This window comes from Agrobacterium sp. SUL3 (assembly GCF_001263295.1).
Classification (GTDB): domain Bacteria; phylum Pseudomonadota; class Alphaproteobacteria; order Rhizobiales; family Rhizobiaceae; genus Agrobacterium; species Agrobacterium tomkonis.
On sequence record NZ_KQ414498.1, the window covers coordinates 612,596 to 636,862 of the forward strand.

At 59.5% G+C, this 24,267-nt stretch carries 27 protein-coding genes and 1 tRNA gene; 14 read left to right on the top strand and 14 right to left on the bottom strand.

Annotation, left to right across the window (positions count from 1 at the left end):
* The first annotated feature begins 143 nt into the window (after window positions 1-143).
* The 3 genes from AKG12_RS03225 to AKG12_RS03235 all read left to right on the top strand — a co-directional run bounded on the left by AKG12_RS03225 (window position 144) and on the right by AKG12_RS03235 (window position 1,753).
* Window positions 144-908 (top strand): isocitrate lyase/PEP mutase family protein, encoded by a 765-nt coding sequence (locus AKG12_RS03225; protein WP_052817657.1) that lies wholly within the window; start codon window positions 144-146, stop codon window positions 906-908.
* A gap of 10 nt (window positions 909-918) precedes the next feature.
* A complete protein-coding gene (locus AKG12_RS31270; protein WP_052817659.1) occupies window positions 919-1,107 on the top strand; it encodes a PLP-dependent transferase in 189 nt (62 codons plus the stop codon).
* Window positions 1,108-1,177: 70 nt separating this feature from the next.
* Window positions 1,178-1,753: a GNAT family N-acetyltransferase gene (locus tag AKG12_RS03235; RefSeq protein ID WP_052817660.1), complete on the top strand. Its 576-nt coding sequence runs from the start codon at window positions 1,178-1,180 to the stop codon at window positions 1,751-1,753.
* A gap of 36 nt (window positions 1,754-1,789) precedes the next feature.
* Here the strand turns inward: AKG12_RS03235 and AKG12_RS03240 are convergent, their stop codons facing one another.
* Window positions 1,790-2,401, bottom strand: coding sequence for a 3'-5' exonuclease (locus tag AKG12_RS03240; protein WP_046798693.1), 612 nt, complete (start codon window positions 2,399-2,401; stop codon window positions 1,790-1,792).
* 387 nt (window positions 2,402-2,788) lie between these two features.
* Here AKG12_RS03240 and AKG12_RS03245 point away from each other — a divergent pair, with 387 nt between their 5' ends.
* Together AKG12_RS03245 and AKG12_RS03250 are read left to right on the top strand one after the other, a co-directional pair.
* Window positions 2,789-4,453 (top strand): electron transfer flavoprotein-ubiquinone oxidoreductase, encoded by a 1,665-nt coding sequence (locus AKG12_RS03245; protein ID WP_052817662.1) that lies wholly within the window; start codon window positions 2,789-2,791, stop codon window positions 4,451-4,453.
* A gap of 346 nt (window positions 4,454-4,799) precedes the next feature.
* Window positions 4,800-5,540 (top strand): pentapeptide repeat-containing protein, encoded by a 741-nt coding sequence (locus tag AKG12_RS03250; RefSeq protein WP_046798695.1) that lies wholly within the window; start codon window positions 4,800-4,802, stop codon window positions 5,538-5,540.
* Between the two features lie 90 nt (window positions 5,541-5,630).
* On the opposite strand, the gene AKG12_RS03255 is transcribed toward AKG12_RS03250, so the two are convergent.
* A complete protein-coding gene (locus AKG12_RS03255) occupies window positions 5,631-6,647 on the bottom strand; it encodes a zinc-binding alcohol dehydrogenase family protein (protein WP_052817664.1) in 1,017 nt (338 codons plus the stop codon).
* 103 nt (window positions 6,648-6,750) lie between these two features.
* Between AKG12_RS03255 and AKG12_RS03260 the strand changes: the two genes are divergently transcribed.
* Complete coding sequence (locus AKG12_RS03260; RefSeq protein ID WP_046798697.1) at window positions 6,751-7,140, top strand: winged helix-turn-helix transcriptional regulator; 390 nt, start codon at window positions 6,751-6,753, stop codon at window positions 7,138-7,140.
* A gap of 120 nt (window positions 7,141-7,260) precedes the next feature.
* On the top strand, window positions 7,261-8,100 hold the full coding sequence (locus AKG12_RS03265; protein WP_046798698.1) for an undecaprenyl-diphosphate phosphatase: 840 nt from the start codon (window positions 7,261-7,263) through the stop codon (window positions 8,098-8,100).
* Window positions 8,101-8,168: 68 nt separating this feature from the next.
* Here AKG12_RS03265 and mgtE read toward each other — a convergent pair whose 3' ends face one another.
* Window positions 8,169-9,542, bottom strand: a complete 1,374-nt coding sequence (gene mgtE, locus AKG12_RS03270) for a magnesium transporter (RefSeq protein WP_052817666.1) — start codon at window positions 9,540-9,542, stop codon at window positions 8,169-8,171.
* Window positions 9,543-9,790: 248 nt separating this feature from the next.
* Window positions 9,791-11,035: an MFS transporter gene (locus AKG12_RS03275; protein WP_046798700.1), complete on the bottom strand. Its 1,245-nt coding sequence runs from the start codon at window positions 11,033-11,035 to the stop codon at window positions 9,791-9,793.
* Between the two features lie 237 nt (window positions 11,036-11,272).
* Between AKG12_RS03275 and AKG12_RS03280 the strand changes: the two genes are divergently transcribed.
* From AKG12_RS03280 to AKG12_RS03290, 3 genes are all read left to right on the top strand, one after another.
* On the top strand, window positions 11,273-12,181 hold the full coding sequence (locus AKG12_RS03280) for a diacylglycerol/lipid kinase family protein (protein ID WP_052817668.1): 909 nt from the start codon (window positions 11,273-11,275) through the stop codon (window positions 12,179-12,181).
* A gap of 289 nt (window positions 12,182-12,470) precedes the next feature.
* The gene (locus AKG12_RS03285) at window positions 12,471-13,844 is read left to right on the top strand and encodes an aspartate aminotransferase family protein (protein WP_052817913.1); all 1,374 of its coding nucleotides are present in this window, start codon (window positions 12,471-12,473) and stop codon (window positions 13,842-13,844) included.
* 62 nt (window positions 13,845-13,906) lie between these two features.
* Window positions 13,907-14,377, top strand: a complete 471-nt coding sequence (locus AKG12_RS03290) for an OsmC family protein (RefSeq protein WP_052817915.1) — start codon at window positions 13,907-13,909, stop codon at window positions 14,375-14,377.
* Window positions 14,378-14,752: 375 nt separating this feature from the next.
* On the opposite strand, the gene AKG12_RS03295 is transcribed toward AKG12_RS03290, so the two are convergent.
* The 6 genes from AKG12_RS03295 to AKG12_RS03315 all read right to left on the bottom strand — a co-directional run bounded on the left by AKG12_RS03295 (window position 14,753) and on the right by AKG12_RS03315 (window position 18,227).
* The gene (locus tag AKG12_RS03295) at window positions 14,753-14,944 is read right to left on the bottom strand and encodes a type II toxin-antitoxin system VapB family antitoxin (protein ID WP_052817670.1); all 192 of its coding nucleotides are present in this window, start codon (window positions 14,942-14,944) and stop codon (window positions 14,753-14,755) included.
* A gap of 59 nt (window positions 14,945-15,003) precedes the next feature.
* The gene (amn, locus tag AKG12_RS03300; RefSeq protein WP_046798703.1) at window positions 15,004-16,509 is read right to left on the bottom strand and encodes an AMP nucleosidase; all 1,506 of its coding nucleotides are present in this window, start codon (window positions 16,507-16,509) and stop codon (window positions 15,004-15,006) included.
* 103 nt (window positions 16,510-16,612) lie between these two features.
* The gene (locus AKG12_RS30625; protein ID WP_197283293.1) at window positions 16,613-16,786 is read right to left on the bottom strand and encodes a hypothetical protein; all 174 of its coding nucleotides are present in this window, start codon (window positions 16,784-16,786) and stop codon (window positions 16,613-16,615) included.
* A 10-nt stretch (window positions 16,787-16,796) separates the two neighbouring features.
* Window positions 16,797-16,979, bottom strand: coding sequence for a hypothetical protein (locus tag AKG12_RS30630; protein ID WP_046798704.1), 183 nt, complete (start codon window positions 16,977-16,979; stop codon window positions 16,797-16,799).
* Window positions 16,980-17,138: 159 nt separating this feature from the next.
* Window positions 17,139-17,735: an AAA family ATPase gene (locus tag AKG12_RS03310; RefSeq protein ID WP_052817671.1), complete on the bottom strand. Its 597-nt coding sequence runs from the start codon at window positions 17,733-17,735 to the stop codon at window positions 17,139-17,141.
* Window positions 17,736-17,888: 153 nt separating this feature from the next.
* Window positions 17,889-18,227 carry a DUF2147 domain-containing protein gene (locus AKG12_RS03315; RefSeq protein ID WP_052817917.1) on the bottom strand — a complete coding sequence of 113 codons (339 nt, stop codon included), beginning with the start codon at window positions 18,225-18,227 and terminating at the stop codon, window positions 17,889-17,891.
* Window positions 18,228-18,815: 588 nt separating this feature from the next.
* Here AKG12_RS03315 and AKG12_RS03320 point away from each other — a divergent pair.
* Window positions 18,816-19,082 carry an SEL1-like repeat protein gene (locus AKG12_RS03320; RefSeq protein ID WP_046798706.1) on the top strand — a complete coding sequence of 89 codons (267 nt, stop codon included), beginning with the start codon at window positions 18,816-18,818 and terminating at the stop codon, window positions 19,080-19,082.
* A gap of 392 nt (window positions 19,083-19,474) precedes the next feature.
* Here the strand turns inward: AKG12_RS03320 and AKG12_RS03325 are convergent, their stop codons facing one another.
* Together AKG12_RS03325 and AKG12_RS03330 are read right to left on the bottom strand one after the other, a co-directional pair.
* Entirely contained in the window at window positions 19,475-20,587 is a 1,113-nt protein-coding gene (locus AKG12_RS03325; RefSeq protein WP_052817673.1) for a pyridoxal phosphate-dependent aminotransferase, read from the bottom strand.
* A 126-nt stretch (window positions 20,588-20,713) separates the two neighbouring features.
* A complete protein-coding gene (locus tag AKG12_RS03330) occupies window positions 20,714-21,061 on the bottom strand; it encodes a hypothetical protein (protein ID WP_046798708.1) in 348 nt (115 codons plus the stop codon).
* Between the two features lie 328 nt (window positions 21,062-21,389).
* Between AKG12_RS03330 and AKG12_RS03335 the strand changes: the two genes are divergently transcribed.
* A complete protein-coding gene (locus AKG12_RS03335; protein ID WP_052817675.1) occupies window positions 21,390-22,607 on the top strand; it encodes an NAD(P)/FAD-dependent oxidoreductase in 1,218 nt (405 codons plus the stop codon).
* Between the two features lie 7 nt (window positions 22,608-22,614).
* A complete protein-coding gene (locus AKG12_RS03340) occupies window positions 22,615-23,415 on the top strand; it encodes an aldolase/citrate lyase family protein (RefSeq protein ID WP_046798709.1) in 801 nt (266 codons plus the stop codon).
* Between the two features lie 3 nt (window positions 23,416-23,418).
* On the opposite strand, the gene AKG12_RS30635 is transcribed toward AKG12_RS03340, so the two are convergent.
* Both AKG12_RS30635 and AKG12_RS03350 read right to left on the bottom strand, forming a co-directional pair.
* Window positions 23,419-23,595, bottom strand: a complete 177-nt coding sequence (locus tag AKG12_RS30635) for a hypothetical protein (RefSeq protein ID WP_167666306.1) — start codon at window positions 23,593-23,595, stop codon at window positions 23,419-23,421.
* Window positions 23,596-23,690: 95 nt separating this feature from the next.
* Window positions 23,691-24,032: a hypothetical protein gene (locus tag AKG12_RS03350; RefSeq protein ID WP_046798710.1), complete on the bottom strand. Its 342-nt coding sequence runs from the start codon at window positions 24,030-24,032 to the stop codon at window positions 23,691-23,693.
* 163 nt (window positions 24,033-24,195) lie between these two features.
* Between AKG12_RS03350 and AKG12_RS30100 the strand changes: the two genes are divergently transcribed.
* Window positions 24,196-24,255 (top strand) — tRNA-Ser (locus AKG12_RS30100).
* The last annotated feature ends 12 nt before the right edge of the window (window positions 24,256-24,267 follow it).

Genomic DNA, 24,267 nt, shown 5'->3' on the forward strand with positions numbered 1-24,267 from the left:
AAGGAAATCGACGCCCGAAAATCGGCGGTCGCAACGCGCGGCCGGTGTTAGCAGTTTCCGAATTGTTGCGGCGGCTTCGGGCGCCCGTAACGACTGATTGGATGAGCGAAAGCTCAGCAATATCGATCAAAGGAGAGACCGCGATGAACAGTCAAATCGAACGTGCGGAAATATTCCGCAGCTTGCACATTCCGGGCGATCCCATCGTCCTCTATAACATCTGGGATGCGGGGAGTGCGGTGGCCGTTGCGCGTGGCGGGGCGAAGGCTATTGCGACCGGAAGCTGGTCCGTCGCTGCGGCACAGGGTTATTCGGATGGCGAGGAAATGCCGCTGGATGACGCGTTGTCGGTCGTCGCGCGCATAACGAAATGTGTTGATCTGCCTCTCACCGTGGATTTTGAAGGCGGTTACGCAGATGATCCCACCGCTGTCAGGCAAAATGTAGGCCGCCTGTTTGCCCTCGGTGTCATCGGATTGAACTTCGAGGATCAGGTGGTGCACGGCAAGGGTCTGCATGACATCGGCCACCAGTCGGATCGGCTTCGGGCGGTCCGCAGCGCGGCAATCGATGCCGGTATTCCGGTTTTCATCAATGCGCGAACGGATGTTTTTCTCAAGGCAGCGGAAGGGGTGGATCACGCGTCCCTGCTGGACGAAGTATTCGCCCGCGAGGCCGCCTATGCCGCAGCAGGCGCGGATGGCTTCTTCGTACCGGGGCTGAAGGATAAAAAGCTCATCGAAAAAATATGCCGGCAGACGACGCTGCCGATCAACGTCATGACATCGGGGGACATGGAAGAGGTTCGCGCATTGGCGAAGCTCGGGGTGGGGCGCATCAGCTTCGGACCCGCTCCCTACGCAAGGGTCAGTCGCGAACTGGAAAGTAGCGCGCGTATTTTTGCCTGAAAAGAGGCGCGTGCTTGACTCAACAATCCGGCTGTCAATCGGTATCGAACATCCCGACGATCTTATCGCCGACCTTGCCCTTTCGCTGGACAGGTCTGACGGCTTCGGAGACGGACAGTCCGGCAAGGTGAAAATGGCCACGGGAACAACCATCCTGTGGCCGGCCGGACCACATTTGCGCGATCCCGGCAGGGCGTAACTCGCCCTGAGCCGGCTTGCATCTGTCCACTCGAAACCTATATGGGCGGGGTTATCGGCAATAGGTATTCATGGACAAGTCAAGTTTTTCGTCGCTACAGACGGCACGTCTGATCCTCCGCGCGTTCCGGGATGAGGATTTCCCGTCTTATGCCGACTATCACAGTCGCAGCGACGTCTACAGATTTCTATACGCCTCACCGCCCGGGAAGACGGCGCTCGCGGCCCAGTTCGCCGAGATAGTGGCGGGTTCGTTCACAGAGGATGGCGATACGCTGCGGCTTGCGGTGATCCGGCGCGATGATGACGCGCTGATTGGCGAGGTACTTCTGAAAATCGCCAGCCGGGAAGCGCTGCAGGCTGAAGTCGGTTATATCTTTAATCCGTCCTTCTCTGGAAAGGGTTACGCCACCGAGGCCGTGCGGGCGATGATTGGGCTGGGTTTCGACGTATTTGGATTTCACCGGATTTTTGCCCGGCTGGACACCCTGAACCGCGGCTCGATCGGGATCGTCGAACGTCTCAAAATGCGCCGGGAAGCACATCTCATTCAGAATGACCGCTTCAATGGCACGTGGGGTGACGAGTTCATCTATGCCGTTTTGAATGACGAGTGGAAAACCCTGTCGCAGGCCTCGCCAGAATAACGCCCCGGAGTGAGGGTTGGTATCAGCTATCGGGCCCTAACGGTCAAACGCCGAGGGCAGAAGTTTCCCGGACCGCAGAAGATACTGAAGCGTGTAGGTAACCGACAGGGCATCATCCAGCGCATCATGTCCTTTGAGAACGGGGTGATCGACACCATAATAGTCCGCAAGTCTGTTGCTCGGTGTTCGGGCAAGGTCCTCCACGGGCATTCCGGCGGCAAGCAGCAGCTTGACGGCGTTATCGAACCGGGATGCGGGAATTGGCGGGCTTATACCGGCAATATAGCAACTGATCGCCATCATATTCAGCTCGTCTTTCCCCCAGGACCACAATTTCGCTCCTTGTGAGAACGTCTCCACATCCGCCAGTGCCTTGTGAAGGCTTGTGCCCTTCTCGTCGATCTGTTCTTCGGTAATTCCGGTGAGGTTTGTAAAATATGGATCGAGCGCATATCTGTCGCCATGCCGGTCAACAGGCGTGACATAGGATTTGAAGGTCTCCAGAACAGGGAAATCGGCTTCAAGGCCGATCCTCACCGCGCCGATCTGGGCGATAACGGGATCAGGATCGATTGCCGCACACCAGAACCGGCTTTGCGACCCCTGAATGCAGAGAAATTCACAGTCGAAGACGATAGCTGTTTTCATGTGCCGTGCCCCCCACTCGGATCGCTCGTCTTGCTACGGTAGTCCCGATCACCAGAATGGCAATGGCGGCCGCCAGCGCCTTGCCCGGGAGTAATCGGCGCTGGCCAAACGGTAACGGCTCTTGACGCCTAAACATGTCACCCCTATTCTTCATATTACGTGAACGTAAAAGTAATAAAATAGTCGTCAGGTTGTCTGACAATAAAGTGGCGTGCGACATGTTTTGCCGCTATAGAAGCTCGACAAAGGCGTCTTGCTTTGCGAAGACAGGGGGAGGCGAACTCCTTGTTGCGCACGGGCTTTTTGCCTTACACCGGCAATGCCCTGCCGATGGTGGAAAGCGGATATAATAACAGCCGGATGGGACCGGCGATCTGAGAGGATGAGATGACGGAAGCGATGGAACTGCCCGAACGCGAAGCGATGGAATTCGACGTTGTGATCGTTGGCGCGGGTCCTGCGGGTCTCAGCGCGGCGATCCGGCTGAAGCAGGTGGAGCCGGAGCTTTCGGTTGTCGTTCTGGAAAAGGGTGCCGAAGTCGGCGCGCATATTCTTTCCGGCGCGGTGGTCGATCCGATCGGTATCGACCGTCTTCTGCCCGGCTGGCGCGAGGAGGAGGGGCATCCCTTCAAGACCGAGGTCAAGGACGACCAGTTCATGTTTTTAGGCCCGGCCGGCTCCATCCGCCTGCCGAATTTCATGATGCCGCCCTTGATGAACAATCACGGCAATTACATCGTCTCGCTCGGGCTGGTCTGTCGCTGGCTGGCGGAAAAGGCGGAAGCGCTCGGCGTCGAGATCTATCCGGGCTTTGCCGCCACCGAAGTGCTTTACAATGACGAAGGCGCGGTCATTGGTGTCGCCACTGGCGACATGGGCGTTGAAAAGAACGGCGAACCCGGCCCCGCCTTTACCCGCGGCATGGAATTGCACGGCAAATATGTGCTTGTTGGAGAGGGTGTGCGTGGTTCGCTCGCCAAGCAGTTGATCGCGAAATATGACCTGTCGAAGGATCGCGAGCCGCAGAAATTCGGCATCGGCATCAAGGAACTGTGGCAGGTCAAGCCGGAACACCACAAACAGGGCCTCGTACAGCATTCCTTCGGCTGGCCGCTTGGCTTCAAGACCGGTGGCGGTTCGTTCCTTTATCACCTCGAGGATAATCTCGTCGCCGTCGGCTTCGTGGTGCATCTCAATTACAAGAACCCCTATCTTTATCCTTTCGAGGAATTCCAGCGCTTCAAGACGCATCCGGCCATCCGCGATACATTCGAAGGTGGTAAGCGCATCTCCTATGGCGCGCGCGCCATCACCGAAGGCGGTTACCAGTCGGTGCCGAAGCTCACTTTCCCGGGCGGCGCGCTGATCGGCTGTTCCGCCGGTTTCGTCAACGTGCCGCGTATCAAGGGTAGCCACAATGCGGTCTTGTCAGGCATGCTGGCGGCGGAAAAGATCGCCGCGGCGATTGCGGCCGGCCGTGCCCATGACGAGGTTGTGGAGATCGAGGCCGAATGGCGCGACGGCGATATCGGCAAGGACCTGAAGCGGGTCAGGAACGTCAAGCCGCTCTGGTCGAAGTTCGGCACGCTTGTTGGCGTCGGCCTTGGCGGTCTCGACATGTGGACGAACCAGCTGTTCGGCTTCTCGGTCTTCGGCACGCTGAAGCATGGCAAGACGGATGCGCAAAGCCTCGAACCGGCTTCGAAGCACAAGCCGATCGCCTATCCGAAACCCGATGGCGTGCTGACCTTCGACCGCCTGTCCTCGGTGTTCCTGTCCTCAACCAACCATGAGGAGGATCAGCCGGTGCATCTTCAGGTGAAGGACATGGAGTTGCAGAAGCGCTCCGAGCACGACGTCTATGCCGGGCCTTCGACACGTTATTGTCCGGCCGGTGTCTACGAATGGGTGGAGAAGGACGGCGAAGAGGTCTACGTCATCAACGCCCAGAACTGCGTGCACTGCAAGACCTGCGACATCAAGGACCCCAACCAGAACATCAACTGGGTGCCGCCGCAGGGCGGCGAGGGGCCGGTTTACGCCAATATGTGATGGTGGCTAAGGGGTGAATTCCCCTCCGTCGTTGTATTCGGGCCTATCCCGTTTCCGTCATTCCGGCCTTGAGCCGGAATCCAGCCGACGCGCGTCTGCGCGGCGAGAAGGCCTTTTCACGGCGCAGACGCGCCGTGGCTGGATGCCGGCTCAAGGCCGGAATGACGAAGGCGAAAGCGTTCTTTGCCCCCTGCCTATTTGTGGATTGCTCTTCGATTTCTTACATATAGGATGTTGGGGTGTTGCATGGTCGCGTGGCCAGTGGATTGTGGTTCAGCGATGCGGTAACGCCCTGAACGTGCCTATGGTCCTAGGTGTCGTCGCCCGACGACAGGGAGTTAAGAGAATGTCCGGCTTTCAAAGGCTGAATATCGTGCGGAAGACAAGGTTTGGCGCCGCTTTGGCGGCGGGCGTGGTTGTGGCCGTTTCGCTCAGCGGCGGCCCGCTGGTGGCTGCCAGCTGCCGCACGGATGCCATGGCCGGCATAGACTGGCGCGAATGCAACAAGCGACTTCTGATGCTGGGCGGCAGCAATCTCGATTCGGCGATGCTTTACGGCACGGACTTCACCTATACCGACCTGCGCGGCTCCTCGATGAAGGGCGCCAATCTCGAGAAGGCGAAGCTCATCCGCACGGCGCTGGGGGAGGCGAACCTGCAGGGCGCCAATCTGACCAAGGTGGAAGCCTATCGCAGCGACTTTAGCGCTGCCGACGCCACCAACGCGAAATTTATCAACGCCGAAATGCAGCGCACCAAGTTCGAAAAAACCAAGCTCGACGGCACGGATTTCACCAAGGCCGAACTCGGCCGCGCCGATTTCGAGGGTGCGACGCTAAACGGCTCGAAATTCTCCCTGACCAACCTGTCACGTGCCCGCTTTGGCGGTGCAAAGCTCGCCGGGCCGGTGGATTTCACCAGTGCCTTCCTGCTCCTGACGCGCATCGAGGGGCTCGATCTTTCCACGGCGACGGGGCTGGAGCAAAGGCAGGTCGATATTGCCTGCGGCGATGCCAAAACAAAATTGCCGAGCGGCCTGACCACGCCTGCATCATGGCCGTGCCCGGAAGATCCGGACGAGGATTGACAAGAAAAAGCCACGCGAGATTTTTCGCGCGTGGCAGAGGCATGGGGCGGAATTGGCGCGCCCGCACATGCGGACGCGCCGTCGCGTCGGTCAGAAGCCTGAAAGCACGATCTTGCCCTTGGCCTTGTTGCTTTCGATCAGCGCATGCGCCTTGATGAGATTGGCGGCATTGATGGTGCCGAAAACCTCGGTCAGCGTCGTCTTGATCTTGCCGGTATCCACCAGTTGCGCGACGTGGTTGAGCAGCTTGTGCTGCTCGATCATGTCAGGCGTCTCAAAGACGGCGCGGGCGAACATCATTTCCCAATGGATCGAGATGCATTTGCGCTTGAAGGCCATGACGTCGAAACCGCCGGCCGGATCGTCGATCAGCGCGAAACGGCCCTGCGGGGCGATGGTTGCGACACTGTCGGCGGCGTGAATGTCGCTATGGGTGGTCGAGAAGACGAAGCCCGGCGCGCCAAGACCAAGCGCCTCCACCTGCGGCGCGATCGGCTTGCTGTGATCGACTACGTGATGCGCACCCAGTTCCGTCGCCCAGGCCATGGTTTCCGGCCGCGAGGCGGTGGCGATGACGGTAAGGTCCGTCAGCGCCCTCAGAAGCTGGATGGCGATGGAGCCGACGCCACCGGCGCCACCGATGACCAGAACGGCGTTGGCCGCGCCCGGAACCGGGTCCTTCACCCGCAGCCGGTCGAACAGTGTCTCGTAAGCGGTGATCGCCGTCAGCGGCAGGGCTGCGGCTTCCTCGAAATTCAGCGATTTCGGCTTTGCACCAACAATGCGTTCATCGACCAGGTGGAATTCGCTGTTGGAACCCGGACGGTTGATAACGCCGGCATAAAACACCTCGTCGCCGGGCTTGAACAGCGAAACCTTGTCACCAACGGCCTTCACCACGCCCGAAGCGTCGAAGCCGAGCACGCGGGTAGCACCATTTTCCGGCGACTGGTTGCGGCGCACCTTGGTGTCAACGGGGTTGACCGAAACGGCCTTCACCTCCACCAGAATGTCGTGCCCCTTCGCCTCCGGCTGCGGCAGGTCGATATCGACAAGCGCATCCTTGGCGGTGATGGGCTGGCTTGTCCTGTAACCGATGGCGCGCATGAACAGTCTCCTTTGCTTGTTTGCGTGCCTCTTACTTGATACATATGAACACCAATCGCAAGAATGCACATTTTGTGATGATACATACAAAAAGGATACTGTGATGTCGCGACCGCGCGCCAAGCTCACCGGCAATTTTCCCGGCTGCCCGGTGGAATCGGCCTTAAGTTTCCTCGATGGAAAATGGAAGGGTGTGATCCTTTATCACCTCATCAACGAGGGCACGTTGCGCTTCAACGAGCTGCGTCGCCACATCCCAAGCGTCACCCAGCGCATGCTGACCAAGCAGCTGCGCGAACTGGAAGAGGCGGGCCTGATTTCGCGCACTGTCTTCCCGGTGGTGCCGCCACGCGTGGACTACGCGCTGACACCGCTTGGCGACACCATGAAGCCGGTGATTTCGGCGCTGAAAGTCTGGGGCGATGCCCATGTCGTCTGCAAGAACGGCGCGAAATACACCCAGCTGCCGCAGGCCGCGGAGAAGGCGGCCTGAAAAATCACGGGTAAAACCACGTGACGCTCTCAATGCTCGGGATGGTGCAATGCAACATGCATTTGCCCCGATTAATGCATAATGCTGCCATCGTGATTCGCAGCAGGGACATCAAAGCACATGAGCATGGGTTGGATGGAGGCCGGATTTCTCGGTCTTTTGCAAGGACTTACGGAATTTCTTCCGATTTCTTCAAGCGCGCATCTGAGGATAGCCGGGGAGTTCCTGCCATCAGGCGCGGATCCCGGGGCTGCCTTCACCGCGATTACGCAGATCGGCACGGAAATGGCGGTGCTGGTCTATTTCTGGTCCGACATCATGCGGATCGCCACGGCGTGGCTGCGGCAGAACCTTCGCCTCGGCGGCCCCTATGACAAGGCCGATGCCCGGCTCGGCTGGCTGATCATCGTCGGTTCGGTGCCAATCGTGTTTCTCGGCCTGTTCTTCAAGGACGCCATCGAGCATTCGCTGCGCAACCTCTATATCACCGCCGTCATGCTCATCGTCTTCGGCATCGTTCTCGGCATCGCCGACAGGATCGGTGAGAAGCGTTACAAGCTGAACCAGCTGATCTGGCGCGACGGTATACTCTTCGGTTTCGCGCAGGCCATGGCGCTCATCCCCGGCGTCTCGCGTTCGGGCGGCACCATCAGCGCCGGCCTGCTGCTCGGCTATACCCGCGAGGCGGCGGCGCGTTATTCCTTCCTGCTCGCCGTTCCCGCCGTTTTCGGCTCCGGCTTCTACCAGCTTTTCAAGAGCATCGGTGAGGATAACCCGGTCGGCTGGGGCCAGACGGGACTTGCCACCCTGATCGCCTTCATCGTCGGTTATGCGGTGATTGTCGTCTTCCTCAAGCTGGTCTCCACCAAGAGCTACATGCCCTTCGTCTGGTACCGCGTGGTCATCGGCTTTATCCTGCTTGGGCTGCTCGGAACGGGCGTCATCAGCGCCGGCGGCTGATGGGCTGTTGCGCGCAGGCACATTCCGCAAATGAAAAGGCCCGCTCTTCCGAGCGGGCCTTTTGTCTTTCAAAGCAATGTGCCGCTGAGGATCACCAGCGCCACCGAGAAGTAGATGACGAGGCCGCTGACATCCACCAGCGTGGCGACGAAGGGGGCCGATGCGCTTGCGGGGTCGAGCCGCAGGCGCTGCAGCACGAAGGGCAGCATGGAGCCGGCGAGCGAGCCGAAGGTGACGATGCCGACAAGCGCTGCAAAGACCGTTGCGCCGACCAGCAGCCAGTGCTCGCCATAGTCATAAAACCCGGCCTGCTGCCAGACCGTCAGACGCAGGAAGCCGATGGCGCCTAGAATGCAGCCGAGCGTCAGGCCCGTCGGGATTTCCCGCAGCAGCACCCGCCACCAGTCGGAAAGCTTGAGTTCGCCGAGAGCCAGCGCCCGGATGATGAGCGAGGTTGCCTGCGAACCGGAATTGCCGCCCGACGACATGATGAGCGGAATGAACAGCGTCAGCACCACGGCCTTTTCCAGCTCACCCTCGAAATGCTGCATGGCGCTGGCCGTCAGCATTTCACCGAGGAACAGCGCTGCAAGCCAGCCTGCGCGCTTGCGGATCATGTCCGGAAAGCCGATCGTCATGTAGGGCTTGCCCAACGCCTCCATACCACCGAACTTGTGGGCGTCTTCCGTTGTGTCGGCGATCATGGTGTCGATCACGTCGTCGACGGTGACGATGCCGAGAATATGTGAACGGTCATCGACGACGGGCAGCGCCAGAAGGTCGTGCTTGCGGATCAGCCGGGCGACATCCTCCTGCGACATCAATGGGCTGGCGCAGACGATGCCTTCCTTCGATGCGACTGACAGAATGGAGGCGCCGGCTTCGCCGGTCAGCAGGCGGCGCAGCGTCACAACGGTGGAAAGCGTTCCGTCCTGAGCCAGCACATAGATGGCATAGACCGTTTCACGCGACCGCTCGACGACGCGGATGTGCGAAAGGGTCTGTTCCACCGTCCAGTCATCAGGCACGCTGACGAATTCCGTGGTCATGATCGAGCCGGCGGTGCGCGGCGGATAACCCATCAGATGTTTGATGGAGAGCGCCGTCGTCCGGTCCAGCCGGGAAAACAGCTTTGCCCGCGGCTCTTCTTCCATTTCCGCCATGACGTCGGCCACGCGGTCGTCAGACATCAGGTTGACGAAGCGGGCGGCCTGTTCGACAGGAATATGCGCGATGATGGCGGCTGCGCCATGCAGTTCCGGCCGGTCGAGAATGGCGACGGCCTTTGCCTGCGGCATGGCGAGCAGGGCGGTTGCAGCATCGCCGACATCGAGCGTGTTGAGGTGCTCGACGCGTTCGGCAATGGTGGTGGAGCCGGCATTTCCGCTACGAAGAAGACGTGCGGCCTTGCTGGCCCTCTGGGAGAGGTTGTGGAAGTTCATGATTGCTCACCTTTCCGTCGATTCGCCGATAACGGCGAACGCGGTGGTGAGCCGACAGCGGTCGGATCAGTTCACGTTCGCCGGTCTCGGCAAAGGCAATCGACTGCTACTGTCGCTAGACATCTAATGATGCTCCGTTGAAATCCGCGCCGTGCCGCAAGGCATGCGCGTAAGGTCGTGTTGCGCCTGAAACCGAAAAGAGTCAAGCGGCCGATTGTGAAATTTCCGTAAGCTGCGATATGGCCGGCTCAGGCTGCCTTTTCGCGCCGCTCGACGGTGACGGAAACAAGGAAAACGCCAAGTCCGAGAAGGGACAGAACCGCGCCGACATAACCTGTCGAGGCATAGCCGTAGCCCATGGCGATAACCAGTCCGCCGAGCCAGGCGCCGAGCGCATTGGCGATGTTGAAGGCGGAGTGGTTGGAGGCGGCGGCCAGCGTCTGGGCATCCTGCGCCACATCCATCAGCCGCGTCTGTACCGCCGGACAGGCGGCAAAACCGCAGCCGATCAGGAAGACGCAGAGGCACAGCATGAACGGATCATGCGCGGTCATGCCGAACACGACCATGACCAGCACGTTGAAGGCGAGCATGCCGCCAATCGTGCCGTTGAGCGAGATATCGGCCAGCCGCGAACCGACAACATTGCCGACATTCATGCCGATGCCGAACAGCGCCAGCACCATGGAGACGGTGGAAACCGGCATCATCGCCACGTCAGTGGTGGTCTTGGCGATATAGCTGAAGACCGAGAACATGCCGCCGAAACCGACGGACGCGATGGCAAGCGTCAGCCACACCTGCACGCGGCGGAAAGCGCCGAGTTCGCGCCAGACGCTTGCGCCTTCCTCCACCCGGTCACGCGGCTGGAACAGCCACAGCAGGGCAACGGTCAGGAGCGCTATGCCGCCAACCAGCATGAAGGCGGCGCGCCAGGACAGCAGCTGGCCGAAAAAGGTGGCAAGCGGCGTGCCGAGCAGCGTGGCGATGGTGAGGCCGAGCATCACGCGGCCGACGGCGCGGGCCCGTTTATGGATCGGCGCCATGGAGGCCGCCACCAGCGCCGCAACGCCGAAATAGGCCCCATGCGGCAGGCCGGTGATGAAGCGCAGCACGGTAAAGCTCAGGAAGTCAGGTGCGATGGCGCTTAAGATATTGCCGGCTGCAAAAAGCCCCATCAGGCCGAGGAGCAAAGCGCGCCGCGTCATGCGCGCGGCAAGGATGGCGATGATCGGCGCACCGATGACGACGCCGAGCGCATAGGCCGTGATCACATAACCCGCCTGTGGCACCGTAACGCCATAGGTCGTGGCGACGTCAGGCAACAGGCCCATGATGGCGAATTCGCCGGTGCCGATGCCGAAGCCGCCGGCGGCCAGCGCCAGTTCGATCAGCGCGATGGCAAGCGGCGAGAGCGCCACGGCCGGAGCCCCCGTGTAAACGGTTTCATTCTCCGCTGCGGGATGGGCTTCGGAAATTTTCGACTGGCTCATGATGACCTGAGAAGGGGGAGGACCCCACAGAAAAAAGGGCAAGACCGTATGGGAGCGGTCTGCCCTGACTGGAGATGCGCGGTCATGAAAATGACCTTAAGTGATCCCTAACATGAAATGATGCGTTGCGGTAGAGCGATTCTCGGTAAAAGAGCATCTTCACGCGATGGTGTTCGGAACTCTAGATGAAGCCAGGCATTTACGCGCGGCTGCGAACGTTACGGGACCGGGTTGGACATGAAGCTCATTGCAATTTTCAATCGTGACGGCGGCACCTTTCGCACCACTGATATGGATGCCTATTGCGACCACGCCCGCCAAGTCTTTTCCCGGGCTGGGCACCAGATCGAATGCCGTCTGGTTTCTGGAAAGGACATTGTCGAGGAAATGCAACGCGCTGCCGATGAGCCTGATATTGAAGGCATCATTGCCGGTGGTGGCGATGGCACCATTTCGGCCGCCGCCGGCATTGCCTGGAAACAGGGCATAGCACTTGGCATCGTGCCGGCCGGCACCATGAACCTGTTTGCCCGCTCGCTGAAACTGCCGCTCGACATCCGCCTGGCGCTGGAAACACTGGCGAATGGCGAGATTGCCAGTGTGGATATAGCCAGCGCCAATGGCCGGCTTTTCGTTCACCAGTTTTCCGCCGGTCTGCATTCGCGCATGGTGCGCTATCGCAACAATCTCGCTTTCGCCTCGCGCCTCGGCAAGATCAAGGCAAGCATCCGCGCCGCCATCAGCGTCATCCTCAATCCGCCCGTCTTCGAGGTGGAATATACCGTCAATGGCGAAACCCAGCACCGCAAGGTCTCTGCCATTTCCGTCTCCAACAATGAGTTCGGCCAGAACTCGCTGCTGGTGGCGGATAATGTCTCCGGCGGCCATCTCGGTTTTTACCTCACCGATCCGCTGCCTCCCTCTGGTGTCGCAAAGCTCGTTTTCGACATTCTGCGTGGCAGGTTGAAGGAAAACGCCGCCGTAACGGCCATGACCGTGACGGATGTGGAGTTGCATTTCCCGAAGAAGCGTCATGATGTGCGCTGCGTCATCGACGGCGAATTGCTGCCGATGGAACGGGACGTGGCCCTGGAGGTTCACGCCGGCGAATTGAAGGTGCTGGTGGGCCGGGCGTTTTTCGCATAGCGCGAACGGAGTGCGTTTGGATTGGGAGCGCGCCGCTTGTTTCTTCTCCCCGCCGGGGAGAAGTCCGCGGCAGCGGGATGAGGGGGCGAGCTCTCCGCATATCGTTGGCGTCGCCCCCCCTCATCCGACCCTTCGGGCCACCTTCTCCCCCTGGGGAGAAGAAACAGTCAGCCTCCGCTCACCCAATACCCCCTGAAAATCACCAGCCTTGCCAAATCAAAGCCGCCCGGCCATGTTCGGTGCGCGCGGTGGCGTGAGCGCCGCTGCCTTTATGGGAGTGCGATCTGTCATGAATGAAGTCTCCAAGCCGATGTCGAACCTTGCCGCCATCGATGCCGCCCATCACCTTCATCCCTTTTCCGACATGGGAAAATTGAATGCCGCCGGCACCCGCATCATCGAACGGGCCGAAGGGGTTTTCATCTATGACAGCACCGGCAAGAAATATCTCGACGCCTTTGCCGGCCTCTGGTGCGTGAATATTGGTTATGGACGCCGCGAGATCGCCGATGTCGTTCAGCGCCAGATGAACGAGCTGCCCTATTACAACGCCTTTTTCGGCACCACCACGCCGCCGGCCACGCTTCTGGCGCAGAAGATCGCCTCTCGTGCCGGGCCGAAGATGAACCATGTCTTCTTCACCAATTCCGGTTCGGAAGCGACCGACACCTGGTTCCGCATGGCGCGTGTTTACTGGAAGGCGCTCGGCCATCCGGCGAAGACCAGGGTGATCGCAAGGCGTAACGGCTATCACGGCTCGACCGTGGCAGGCGCTTCACTCGGCGGCATGAAATGGATGCATGAGCAGGGCAACCTGCCGATCGAAGGCGTCGCCCATATCGGCCAGCCCTACTGGTATGCTGAAGGCGGCGATCTCTCGCCCGCCGAATTCGGCCTGAAGGTCGCCCGTGAACTGGAAGCGAAGATCGATGAACTCGGCGAGGAAAACGTCGCCGCTTTCGTGGCCGAACCCATTCAGGGGGCAGGCGGCGTCATCGTGCCGCCGGAGACCTACTGGCCGGAAATCGCCCGCATCTGCAAGGCGCGTAATATCCTTCTGGTGTCGGATGAGGTGATTTGCGGTTTCGGCCGGCTTGGCTCCTGGTTCGGCTATCAGCATTTTGGCGTCGAGCCGGATTTTGCGCCTGTCGCCAAGGGCCTGTCATCCGGTTATCTGCCGATCGGCGGCGTCATCGTCTCAGATCGTGTGGCGGAGGTGATGTTGTCTGAGGTCGGTGACTTCAACCATGGCTTCACCTATTCCGGCCATCCCGTCTGCGCTGCCGCAGCGCTTGAAAATCTTCGCATCATCGAAAATGAGGGTTTGGTGGAGCGGGTGCGCGACGATATCGGCCCTTATTTTTCGCAAGGCTGGAAAAGCCTCGATGACCACGAACTGGTGGGTGAGGCGGTGAATGTCGGCCTGATGGGCGGCCTGCAGATAACCGCCGACAAGGCGACCCGCAGACGTTTCGCCAAACCGGACGACATCGGAACCGAAGTGCGCAACCATTGCCTGGCAAACGGGCTTGTGATGCGCGCGACTGGCGACCGAATGCTGGCCTCGCCGGCGCTGACGATCAGCCGGTCGGAAGTCGACCAAATCATCGAGACGTTGCGTAAGGGGCTCGATCACCTGCGCGATACGCGCGAGCATTTCTAGGAAAAATGGACACCGGTTTTCCGTCAGGAAATGCGAAAAAAGATTCCAAGGGAGAAATGACAATGGCAGGACAGGAACATCATTACGCCGTGCAGGTGAAATGGACCGGCAATCGCGGCAAGGGCACGTCGGGTTATCGCGACTATGAACGCGACTACACGATTTCCACGGCGGGAAAAGCGGACATTGCCGGTTCGTCCGACCCGGCCTTCCGTGGCGATCCCTCCCGCTGGAACCCGGAAGACCTGCTGGTCGCCTCGCTCTCGGCCTGCCACAAGCTCTGGTACCTGCATTTCTGCTCGGTCAACGGCATCATCGTTGAAGACTATGTCGACAATGCCGAAGGCACGCTGGTGATGGAAAAGGACGGTGCCGGGCAATTCAGCGAAGTGGTGCTGAAACCGGTCATCACCATCTCGAAAGGCGATGCCGCCCGGGCGGATGAGCTGCACCATGATGCGCATGATAAGTGCTTCATTGCGCGGTCGGTGAATTTTCCCATCCGCGTGGAGGGGACGGTGAAGGTGGTTTGAGCGGATGTGGCGCGCGATCCGCGCGAGCGGACCGCGACCGGCGACTTCGCAAGAGCGTCTCCAGTAAAAATGCGTATCGGTCTTACTGGAGATGCGTAAAAATAAAGAGATAGAGCGCTTCCAAAGATCTCGTTTTTGCCTGAAGCACTATAGGCCCAGGTATAATCGTTCCTGTCCGCTAAATGCGCTATTTTGCTGTGGTCGTGCTGTTTTCTCTCCGTCATTCCGGCCTTGAGCCGGAATCCAGTCAGCCCAAGTCCTTGGGCTGAAAAGACTCTTCTCGCCGCGCAGACTCGCGTCGGCTGGATTCCGGCTCAAGGCCGGAATGACGGAGGTTATGTTCTTTGATGGCAATGAGAGCATTGAGTGCGTCGATTAGGACTCATCCGTTCTCCAGCTATCGCGGACTCCACTGAGATTGCCTTCCCGGCCGACGCCTCGTAGCTCCCGGTGTCTCCGGATAAATTTTCTCAATGCCTCTTCAACCGCCGCCTCAGCGCTGGAGAGACCGGTAATTTCCATGACCTCTGCGATCAGCTCGTCATCGAGGTCGATCGTCACACGCATTTCGACGCCTCAAGGTGTATGAGCCAACATCAGCACCTTGAGGGCGAAGATGCACAATCTTACTGGAACGCCGTCTCGTAAAAGCTTCGAAGCTTGCGCGAATGCAGCGTTTCCGTCGGCATGGCGGCGAGCTTCTGCACGGCGCGGATGCCGATTTGCAGATGCTGGGCGACCTGGGTGCGATAGAATTCCGTCGCCATGCCTGGCAGCTTCAATTCGCCATGCAGCGGCTTGTCGGAGACACAGAGCAACGTGCCGTAGGGCACGCGGAAACGGAAGCCGTTGGCGGCGATGGTGGCCGATTCCATGTCGAGTGCTATGGCGCGGGATTGCGACAGGCGCTTGACCGGACCGGCCTGGTCGCGAAGCTCCCAGTTGCGGTTGTCTATGGTGGCGACTGTGCCGGTGCGCATGATGCGCTTCAGCTCGAAGCCCTCGTATCCGGTGACTTCCGCCACCGCGCCTTCCAGCGCCAGCTGCACTTCGGCGAGAGCCGGGATCGGCACCCAGACCGGCAGGTCGTCATCGAGAACGTGGTCCTCACGCACATAGGCATGCGCCAGAACATAATCGCCCAGCCGCTGGCTGTTACGCAGGCCGGCGCAATGACCGACCATCAGCCAGGCGTGCGGGCGCAGCACGGCGATATGGTCGGTGATCGTCTTGGCGTTGGAAGGGCCGACGCCAATATTGACCAGCGTAATGCCCGCATGGCCCTTTTTCTTCAGGTGATAGGCGGGCATCTGTGGCAGGCGGCCAAGCACGGCGTCCGTTTCCGGCCTGTCGGAGCCGGCGGGGGTGATGATGTTGCCCGGCTCCACGAAGGCGGTGTAACCCTCGCCGCCATTCTTCATCATCTGGCGCGCCCATGCGGCGAATTCGTCGATATAGAACTGGTAGTTGGTGAACAGCACGAAGTTCTGGAAATGGCTGGCGCTGGTCGCCGTATAATGGCTGAGACGCGCCAGCGAATAGTCGATGCGCTGCGCGGTAAACGGCGCAAGCGGCGCGGGTTCGCCCGGCACCTGGTCATATTCGCCATTGGCGATGAGGTCGTCGGTATTGTTGAGATCGGGCGTATCGAACAGATCGCGCAGCGGCACGTCGGACAGCGAGGAAGCGGCAGCCGCCTCGACATAAGCGCCCTCGCCAAAAGCGAAATGCAACGGAATGGGCGTGGCCGATTCCGACACCGTGACCGGAACGCCGTGGTTCTTCATCAGAAGCCCCAGCTGTTCCTTGAGATAATGGCGGAAAAGCTCTGGCCGGGTGATCGTCGTCGTGTAGACGCCGGGCGCGGTGACGTGACCATAGGAGAGGCGCGAGTCGACATGGCCGAAGGTTGCGGTCTCAAGGCTGACCTGCGGATAGCAGGCGCGGTAACGGCCGGCAATCGGCGCGCCCTTGGCAAGGTCGGTGAAGGAGTTGATCAGGAACGCCGTATTGCGTTCGTAAAGCGCGGTCAAAGCCTCGACTGCTTCTTTCGGGTCCGTAAAGGACTGCGGTGCGAAAGGCTCGGGGCTGATGAAGGTGAAGGGCGGAATCGTTCGTTTTGCTATTGTCATGGCCCATTATAAGGGGGCAATTTCGACAGGCAAGCGACAGAAATACGAAGAAACTGAAAAGAAACGGAAAATGCGGCCGGATCGATAAAGGGTGTGCGAGATATCAGCCGAGCGCGCCGCGCTGCAGGCTCATCAAGAGTACGAAACCGGCGCCCTTGGAGGCCGGGCGAGGATCTGCCTTGTAAACTGCAAGTCCCGCCACCGGGCCGAGAAAGATCGAGGCCATCAGCACCAGCCGAAGAGCGGAAAACAGGCCGTTGGAGAAGCTGTTTGTCATCGGCCGGTCCTCAAAGTACGACGGGGCAATTGGCGCCGGGCGCCGGGCTGTGCTGGCAGGCAATTGCCGCGCCGGCATTCACCCGCTGAAAACTGCGGTTGGGATTAACGACGAGCGAAGCGAAGGACATGGCGAAGATCGCCATGAGAAACGCGAAGATTGCCAACCGGCTGATCAACTTTGCCATGTCCATTCCCCTTTATTGGAGTTGATGGACAGAGTTTTGCCATACTCGGACTGAACGGACCCTGAGACCCCGGTTCATATGGTGTTCAGGGATGTTAACGGGTGGTGACAGGACAGATTAATGCCGCAATGGTCTCGCTGGAGACCTCGATCTCCCGTCTTTTGATCACGAAGAAGAGGTGGCCGCGCGCGCGGCAAGATCGGCCACGAGGGTTTCGAGTGCCTGCGGTTTCGTGACGTCGACAACCGGCACGTGATGTTGCTGCGCCGACGCCAGCATCTCGATATTCTCCCGCAGCGAGCGCTCGATGAAGGCGTCCATGATCCGCCGCTGGCTGGCCGTTGCATCGTCGTATTGGGCGTGAGAACGCATCCGCTCGAGAAGAAAGTCATTCCCGGCATGCAGAAACACTCCGGCGACAGTGCCGCCGAGCAGGGGCGAGATAAATTCCGGGCGCAGGGCCGCGCCCTCGAAAATTGCAGGATTGCCGGTGCCGGATGTGTTGTCGATCAGCGAGCGGATCAGCGGCCAGATGTTCTGGTGATGCACTTTCAGAAACCAGTGGATCGTTTCCGCTGAAAGCTGCGTGTAATAGTCCTCCACCGGTGCCGGTATGCCCGGCCAAGGCCGGCCGGGGTGGCGGGCGAGGCTATCGGTCGATATCGCTTCGCAGCCGAGCTTTTCACTCAACAGACCGGCAAGGGTGCTTTTGCCCACATGCGAGGTGCCGGCAATCAGGATCGTCAAAAGGGGGAGGGGCATGCGTGGCTCTCGTTGGGGTGCGCTCGGTGGCCACGATACATCAACGGGCACAGGTGTTCCACGCGACATCCATTCGCGGTTCCACAGGCAGGTTTCCTGATGCCGCGCCGGGTTGGCTGGCGGGGAGCCGAAGGCCCGCCCGCCGTCCTGCCGTTACAACCGTGTCCAGGTCTGCGATTTGCACAAGATCTTCAGCACGCAGCCCTTCATGTTCAGCGAATTGCCGGAAACGGTGCCGGAGCCGCTATAGGTCTTGTCGTTGGCTGGGTCGGTGATGTCGCCGGAGTAGTTGTTTCCCTTGCCGGAAAGCTTGCCGATCTGTTTTCCGGCATGTTTGCCGGTCTTCAGCGTCACACAAAAGGCTGCGCCGCAGGGGCCGATCACGGCGGTTTCGCCGCTTGCCGTCTTCCAGTTGCCCTCAATGGCTTCTGCGGCAAAAGCAAGGTTGCTGCCCATCATGAGGGCAGCGGCAATCATCATTACGCGCTTCATAAAAACTCCTCCCGAAATTTGCGCAGACCCCTTCTGAGCCGGATCGGTCACGAAGAAATGGATGCGCATTAAACCCTGTTCCGCATTGCCGATGGTGTGACGTCCTGCGACGCGATCACCCTTTTGGCCATGCTATCCTCTACCTGTTTCATCCTCATAACAGGCAGGCGAATACTATTTTACGTTAACGTAAAAGGAAACAGAAATTTGCCGCCATGGAGAGGCATTTGCGACGGTCGAGGGAGTTGAGACGGGCGAATTTGAAAATCGATGTTTTTATCGTGGTGAACGAAGGGTTTAAATCCAGATGTAAACTTTTCGTAAAAATCGCCTGAAAGTCCTTAATTTCCGCACCTCATGATATTTAACAAAAACCCAATTTTACCAATCGTTTGCAGTTTGTTTGCGGCCCATTAATCATGCCTTTTAAGCGCCCGTTGAAAGGCTTGAGGCATAGTGAACTCATCAAAAGCGCAGGGAAAACCTGCCGGCCCAAAGAACAAAAAAGCCGCATAAGACGGCGGTTCTGAAGGTTAGCCTCGGCAAGAAGGCAATTGATGAAACAGGCAGAAGACAGGGATTAAAACGATGGCACGCTTTGAAATTCGCGATATCGAAATGGCAGTTGCCGGTGGCGAAACCCGCGCCGACACCCTTTGCAATCTCGGCCTGGTCTATGCGACCGGCCGGGGCTGCACGGTGGATCTGGTCGCGGCCCACAAATGGCTCAACATCGCCGCCATCCGCGGATCGGAAAGAGCCGCTTCTTTGCGCGCAGATCTTGCCCGGAACATGACCAAGGCGGAACTGGCCGAAGCGCTGCGTGCTGCCCGTGACTGGATGACGATGCACTGATCCATCCAGACTATCAGTGAGATTTCCGGTCCGGTTCCCTCCAGTCCCGATGACCGGTGCAAACGAAAGTAAACCCGAAGGGGAACGCGGCGAGGGCTTTAAAAAAAGCTTTTGCGCTGACACATCAAACCGCGACCGGCAGGAACAAGGCCGGCGCGGTTTTCTTATGTTTGGCGATGTCTCTTCGCCGGAAAACGATTCGCGGGCAGGGGCTTGCGGGAGGATGTTGAATCGATGCGTGCAACGCGCGGCACTTTCCAACCCTCATTCCTGTGCTTGTCACGGGAATCCAGCCGACGCGCGTCTGCGCGGCGAAAAGAGTCCCTCCAGCCCAAGGACTTGGGCTGACTGGATTCCTGTGACGAGCACAGGAATGAGGGTGGGTTGGGAGCTTACCCGATCGCCTTGAGGACCTTCGGCAATGCCTGCTCGAAAAGATCGAGCTTGTCATTCGGCCCCACGCTCACGCGAATGCAGCGGTTGAGCGGGGCCACACCCGGCATGCGGATGAAGACGCCATGTTCCATCAGCCCATCGACGATGGCGCGGGCGTAAGCCCCGTCACGGTGGCAATCGATGGTGACGAAATTGGTGGCCGAGGGCAGGGGCGAAAGGCCGTTATTTCGGGCAATCTCGGAAACACGCTCACGGGCGTCGGAAATTTTACCAACGACTTCATGCAGATAGGCCTGATCCTTCAACGCTGCCAAAGCGCCGGCGACCGAAATGCGCGCCATGCCGAAATGGTTACGGATCTTGTCGAAGGCTTCGACATTGCCGAGCGTGCCAATGGCATAACCGACACGTGCGCCGGCGAGCCCATAGGCCTTTGAGAAGGTGCGCATGCGCAGAATGTTCGGTTGGCCGATCAGCGCATCGATGGCCGGCACGGCACTGGCGGGCGCGGTTTCGCAATAGGCCTCGTCCAGAATGAGCAGGCAGGTTTCCGGCAGCGCGCGCGCAAAGGCAACGACCTCGCTCGCCTCCCACCAGCTTCCCATCGGATTGTCAGGATTGGCGAAATAGACGAGCGGCGCATTTTCCCGAATGACGAGATCGAGAAGGCCATCAAGGTCTTCGTGATCGTCCACATAGGGTGTGGTCACGAGTTTCCCGCCAAAACCGTTCACATGGTAATTGAAGGTGGGATAACCGCCAAACGAGGTGACAACAGGCGTGCCGGGCTCGATAATCAGCCGGGCGATCTCACCCAGCAATCCGTCCACGCCGCTGCCGATGGCGATATTGCCGCGTGCAACGCCGTGATGGATGGCAAGCGCTTCCTTCAATTCGAAATTTTCCGGGTCGCTATACATCCAGGTGTCTGCCGCAGCGTCACGCAGGGCCAGAAGCACTGAAGGGGCGGGGCCAAAGCCGCTTTCATTGGCGCCGATCCGCGCTTCCACCTTCGGGCCGCGGTTCCGTTCGATGGCTTCCGGGCCAACGAAAGGAACGGTTGAAGGGAGCGAGACGGCAAGCGGCGTAAGGCGTGAGAAAGCGGACATTGGCTGAAAGTTCCGGTAGCTGTGTTTGAAAACCCGGCTCACAATAGGTGCAAAAAAACCGGACGCAAGCCGCGCCCGGTTATCCAGTGACTGTTTTGGAACAGTTTTTTCCGCCGCCGTGCCGCCTCAGGCGCTGGTCTCGAAACTCAGCCGGCGCACATGGTGCAGGAATTCGGCATCGATCAGCATGTTGAAACCGATGGTGACCTTTTCCTCTTCGCGGCGGATCAGCGTGCAGCCAATCTCATCGCGGATGCCGAGGATTTCCAGATAGAAATTGGCGGGCATTTCCAGATGCGGACCGACTTCGATTTCCGCGCCATAAAGGGAAATGGTGCGCACCAGGCAGCGCATGGTGTCCTTGGCGCTGAGATGATGCCCGATGAAGGTGATCTTGCCGGGCCGGTCGATCTGAAATTTCTCGTACTTCTCGTCCTGGGGGACGTTCTGACGGGGATCCATATGCAAAGCCATGACAACCTCCCGGATTGCCTCTCCTGATGCTGATTTTAACGCGGCTTCCTTGCCAGGTCATGAAGGAAATCCGCGCAATTGTCTGTTGTCCGTCTCGACATGGGCCAATCTTCGTTTCGCAAGCCGATGTTTCCCTTGATAGAATGCGCTTGGCTCGGTCCGGTTGCAGGCGTGTCGCAGCCTGTGCTGATAATGTGTCATGCTTGCACCGGGCTGGCGTGGCTGCGCTGTTGACGCGGGCCGTACTTGGCGTTACGCCTGATCCGGCAATATGGCTTCGTGAGCATGGCAGGGTTGGCCGATCGCGATTCGTGTCTGGGAGTGGAACGTGACGGGAAGGCTGGTAATCGTCGGGGCGGGGCAGGCCGCTTTCGCGCTGGCGGCAAAGCTCCGGGCGCTGAAGGATGAGCGTCCCATCACCATCATCGGCTCTGAAGATGTCTATCCCTACCAGCGGCCGCCGCTCTCCAAAAAATACCTTCTCGGCGAGATGAGTTTTGACCGGCTGATGTTCCGCCCGGAGGAGTGGTACGCGGACAATAATGTCGATATCCGGCTGTCCACCTGGGCGGAAGATATCGACCGCAAGGCCAAAACGGTGCGTATGCAGGATGGCAGCACGCTTGCCTATGACAAGCTGGTGCTGGCGACCGGGGCCGCACCCCGTCTGCTGCCCGCCAGCATCGGTGGCGATCTGGAAGGGGTCTTGACCGTTCGCGACAAGCGCGACGCTGACCGGTTGATGGAAGAGATGAAGCCGGGCCGCAGGCTGCTGGTGATCGGCGGCGGTTATATCGGCCTTGAAGCGGCGGCGGTTGCCCGCAAGCTCGGCCTCGATGTGACGCTGATCGAAATGGCCGACCGTATTCTCCAGCGCGTGGCGGCGAAAGAAACCGCCGATATCATGCGCGACATTCATCAGGCGAACGGCGTTTCCATTCGCGAAAAGACCGGCCTCGTGCGCCTTGTCGGCATGGATGGCCGGGTGGCCGCCGCCGAACTGTCCGATGGTGCGATGCTCGATGTGGATTTCGTCATCGTCGGCATCGGCGTAACGCCGAATGACCGGCTTGCCCGCGAATCGGGCCTCGAGGTCGGCAACGGCATTGTGGTGGATAATTATACCCGCACGTCCGATCGGGACATTCATGCGGTGGGCGATTGCGCCCTGCTGCCATGGCGCGGCCAGCCTGTGCGTCTCGAATCGGTACAGAATGCCGTCGATCAGGCCGAGACGACCGCTGCCGTGCTTGCCGGCAGTGAAACCGCCTATGAGGCGAAACCCTGGTTCTGGTCGGATCAATATGAGGTGAAGCTGCAGATCGCCGGCTTCAATCTCGGTTATGACGAGACGGTACTGCGGCCCGGCGCGCGTGAAGGCAGCTGGTCGGTCTGGTATTTCCGCGAAGGGCGTTTCGTGGCGGTGGATGCCGTCAATGATGCCAAGGCCTATGTCGCGGGCAAAAAATTGCTCGATACCGGTGCTGAACCGGATCGGGCCATCCTGGCGGATGCCTCCGCCGATCTGAAATTATTGCTTTCCTGAGGACATCATGCCTGCTCCCGAAAATCGCTTCAAATCCGCCATCCATGCCGGCAAGCCGCAGATCGGTCTCTGGCTTGACATGGGTGAGGCCATTACGGCGGAAATCGCCGGAACGTCGGGTTTCGACTGGCTGGTAATCGATGGTGAGCACGGGCCGAACGATCTGCGCAGCATCATCGATCAGCTGCGCGCACTTGCCACGTCGCCCGCCGAGCCGGTCGTGCGCGTGCCGGTGGGCGAAAGCTGGATGATCAAGCAGCTTCTGGATGCAGGCGCACGCACGCTTCTCGTGCCGATGGTCGATTCGGCGGCGCAGGCGGAAGGTTTGGTCAGCGCCATGCATTATCCGCCGCGCGGCATTCGCGGCATGGGGGCAGCTGTGGCCCGCGCGTCGGCTTTCAACACCATAACCGACTACGCCGACAGCGCCTCCGATAGCGTCTGCCTGCTGGTGCAGGCCGAAACGCGCGCCGCGATCAACGATCTCGACAATATCCTTGCGGTGGAGGGTGTGGATGGCGTCTTCATAGGCCCGGCGGATCTCGCTGCCGACATGGGTTATCTCGGAAGGATCGATGAGCCTGAAGTGCAGGCGGTGATCGAAGCGGCGATCGTCAAGATTGTCGCGGCCGGCAAGGCTGCCGGTATTCTCACCTTTAACGAGACCTATAATCGCCGTTATCTCGAACTCGGCGCGTCCTTCGTGGCTGTCGGCGCCGATGTCACTGAATTCGCCAACGCCCTGCGCACCCTGTCCGGTCGCTACAAGGGCGGGGCAGCACCGGCGCCGTCGAGATCGGGCTACTAAGTCTCAATCGTCGTTGCTGGCATTCAGCTTTTCCGGCGGAATGCCTTCTTCGCCGGATGCAAGGTAGCCGCTGTTGATAAGGGCGGCGCGGACGATGCGGTGGATGGCTTCGTCCCTGTCGATGCCGTGATCTCTGGCAAAGTCCGCCAATGCCTCTTCAAGATCGTTGCTGAACAGCATTTCCGGTCCCCCCATATCGGTTGTCTTGAAATCAATGCAAAAAAGGCAAGGCGGGACTTTGCCGCCTTGCCCTAACTCTAACTCTCATGCCGTCATCAGCGCCAGCGATAAAGGCTGCTGTTCGACGAGTTCTGCTGCGTACCCGCACCAACCGCATAACCGATTGCGAAACCGAGTGCGCCGACGATCGTCAGCAGCGAGGTTGCCGTACCGGGATTTTCCTTGACCGCTTCCACCACATTCTGGCCCTGCGCACGGACATTGCTCGCAGCCTTGCGAACGCGACCGCGTGCCTCATCCAGAAATTCGGATGCATCCTCACTCACGCCTTCCGCACGGGCGGAAACGGACTTGGAGAGCGACGCGATTTGCGAGCGCAGCTCGGCAATCTGGTTTTCGATCGTGTCTTCGACAACATTCAGTTTGGTCTGAGCCATTAGAAACACCTCTTTTGTTACCGAAGCGAGAACGTGCCGACACTAAAGAAGTTCCCGAATTGGCCGCAAAGTTTCGCGCGCGGCTGTTCAGCCAACAGGTTTTTCGGCTTCTTGGCGAAAAAGCCTTGCATTCATTTTTTTTACGCAATAATCAGGCCGCACCGGAGAGGTGGCCGAGTGGTCGAAGGCGCTCCCCTGCTAAGGGAGTTTTCATTCTCCACCAGCAACCTCCTAA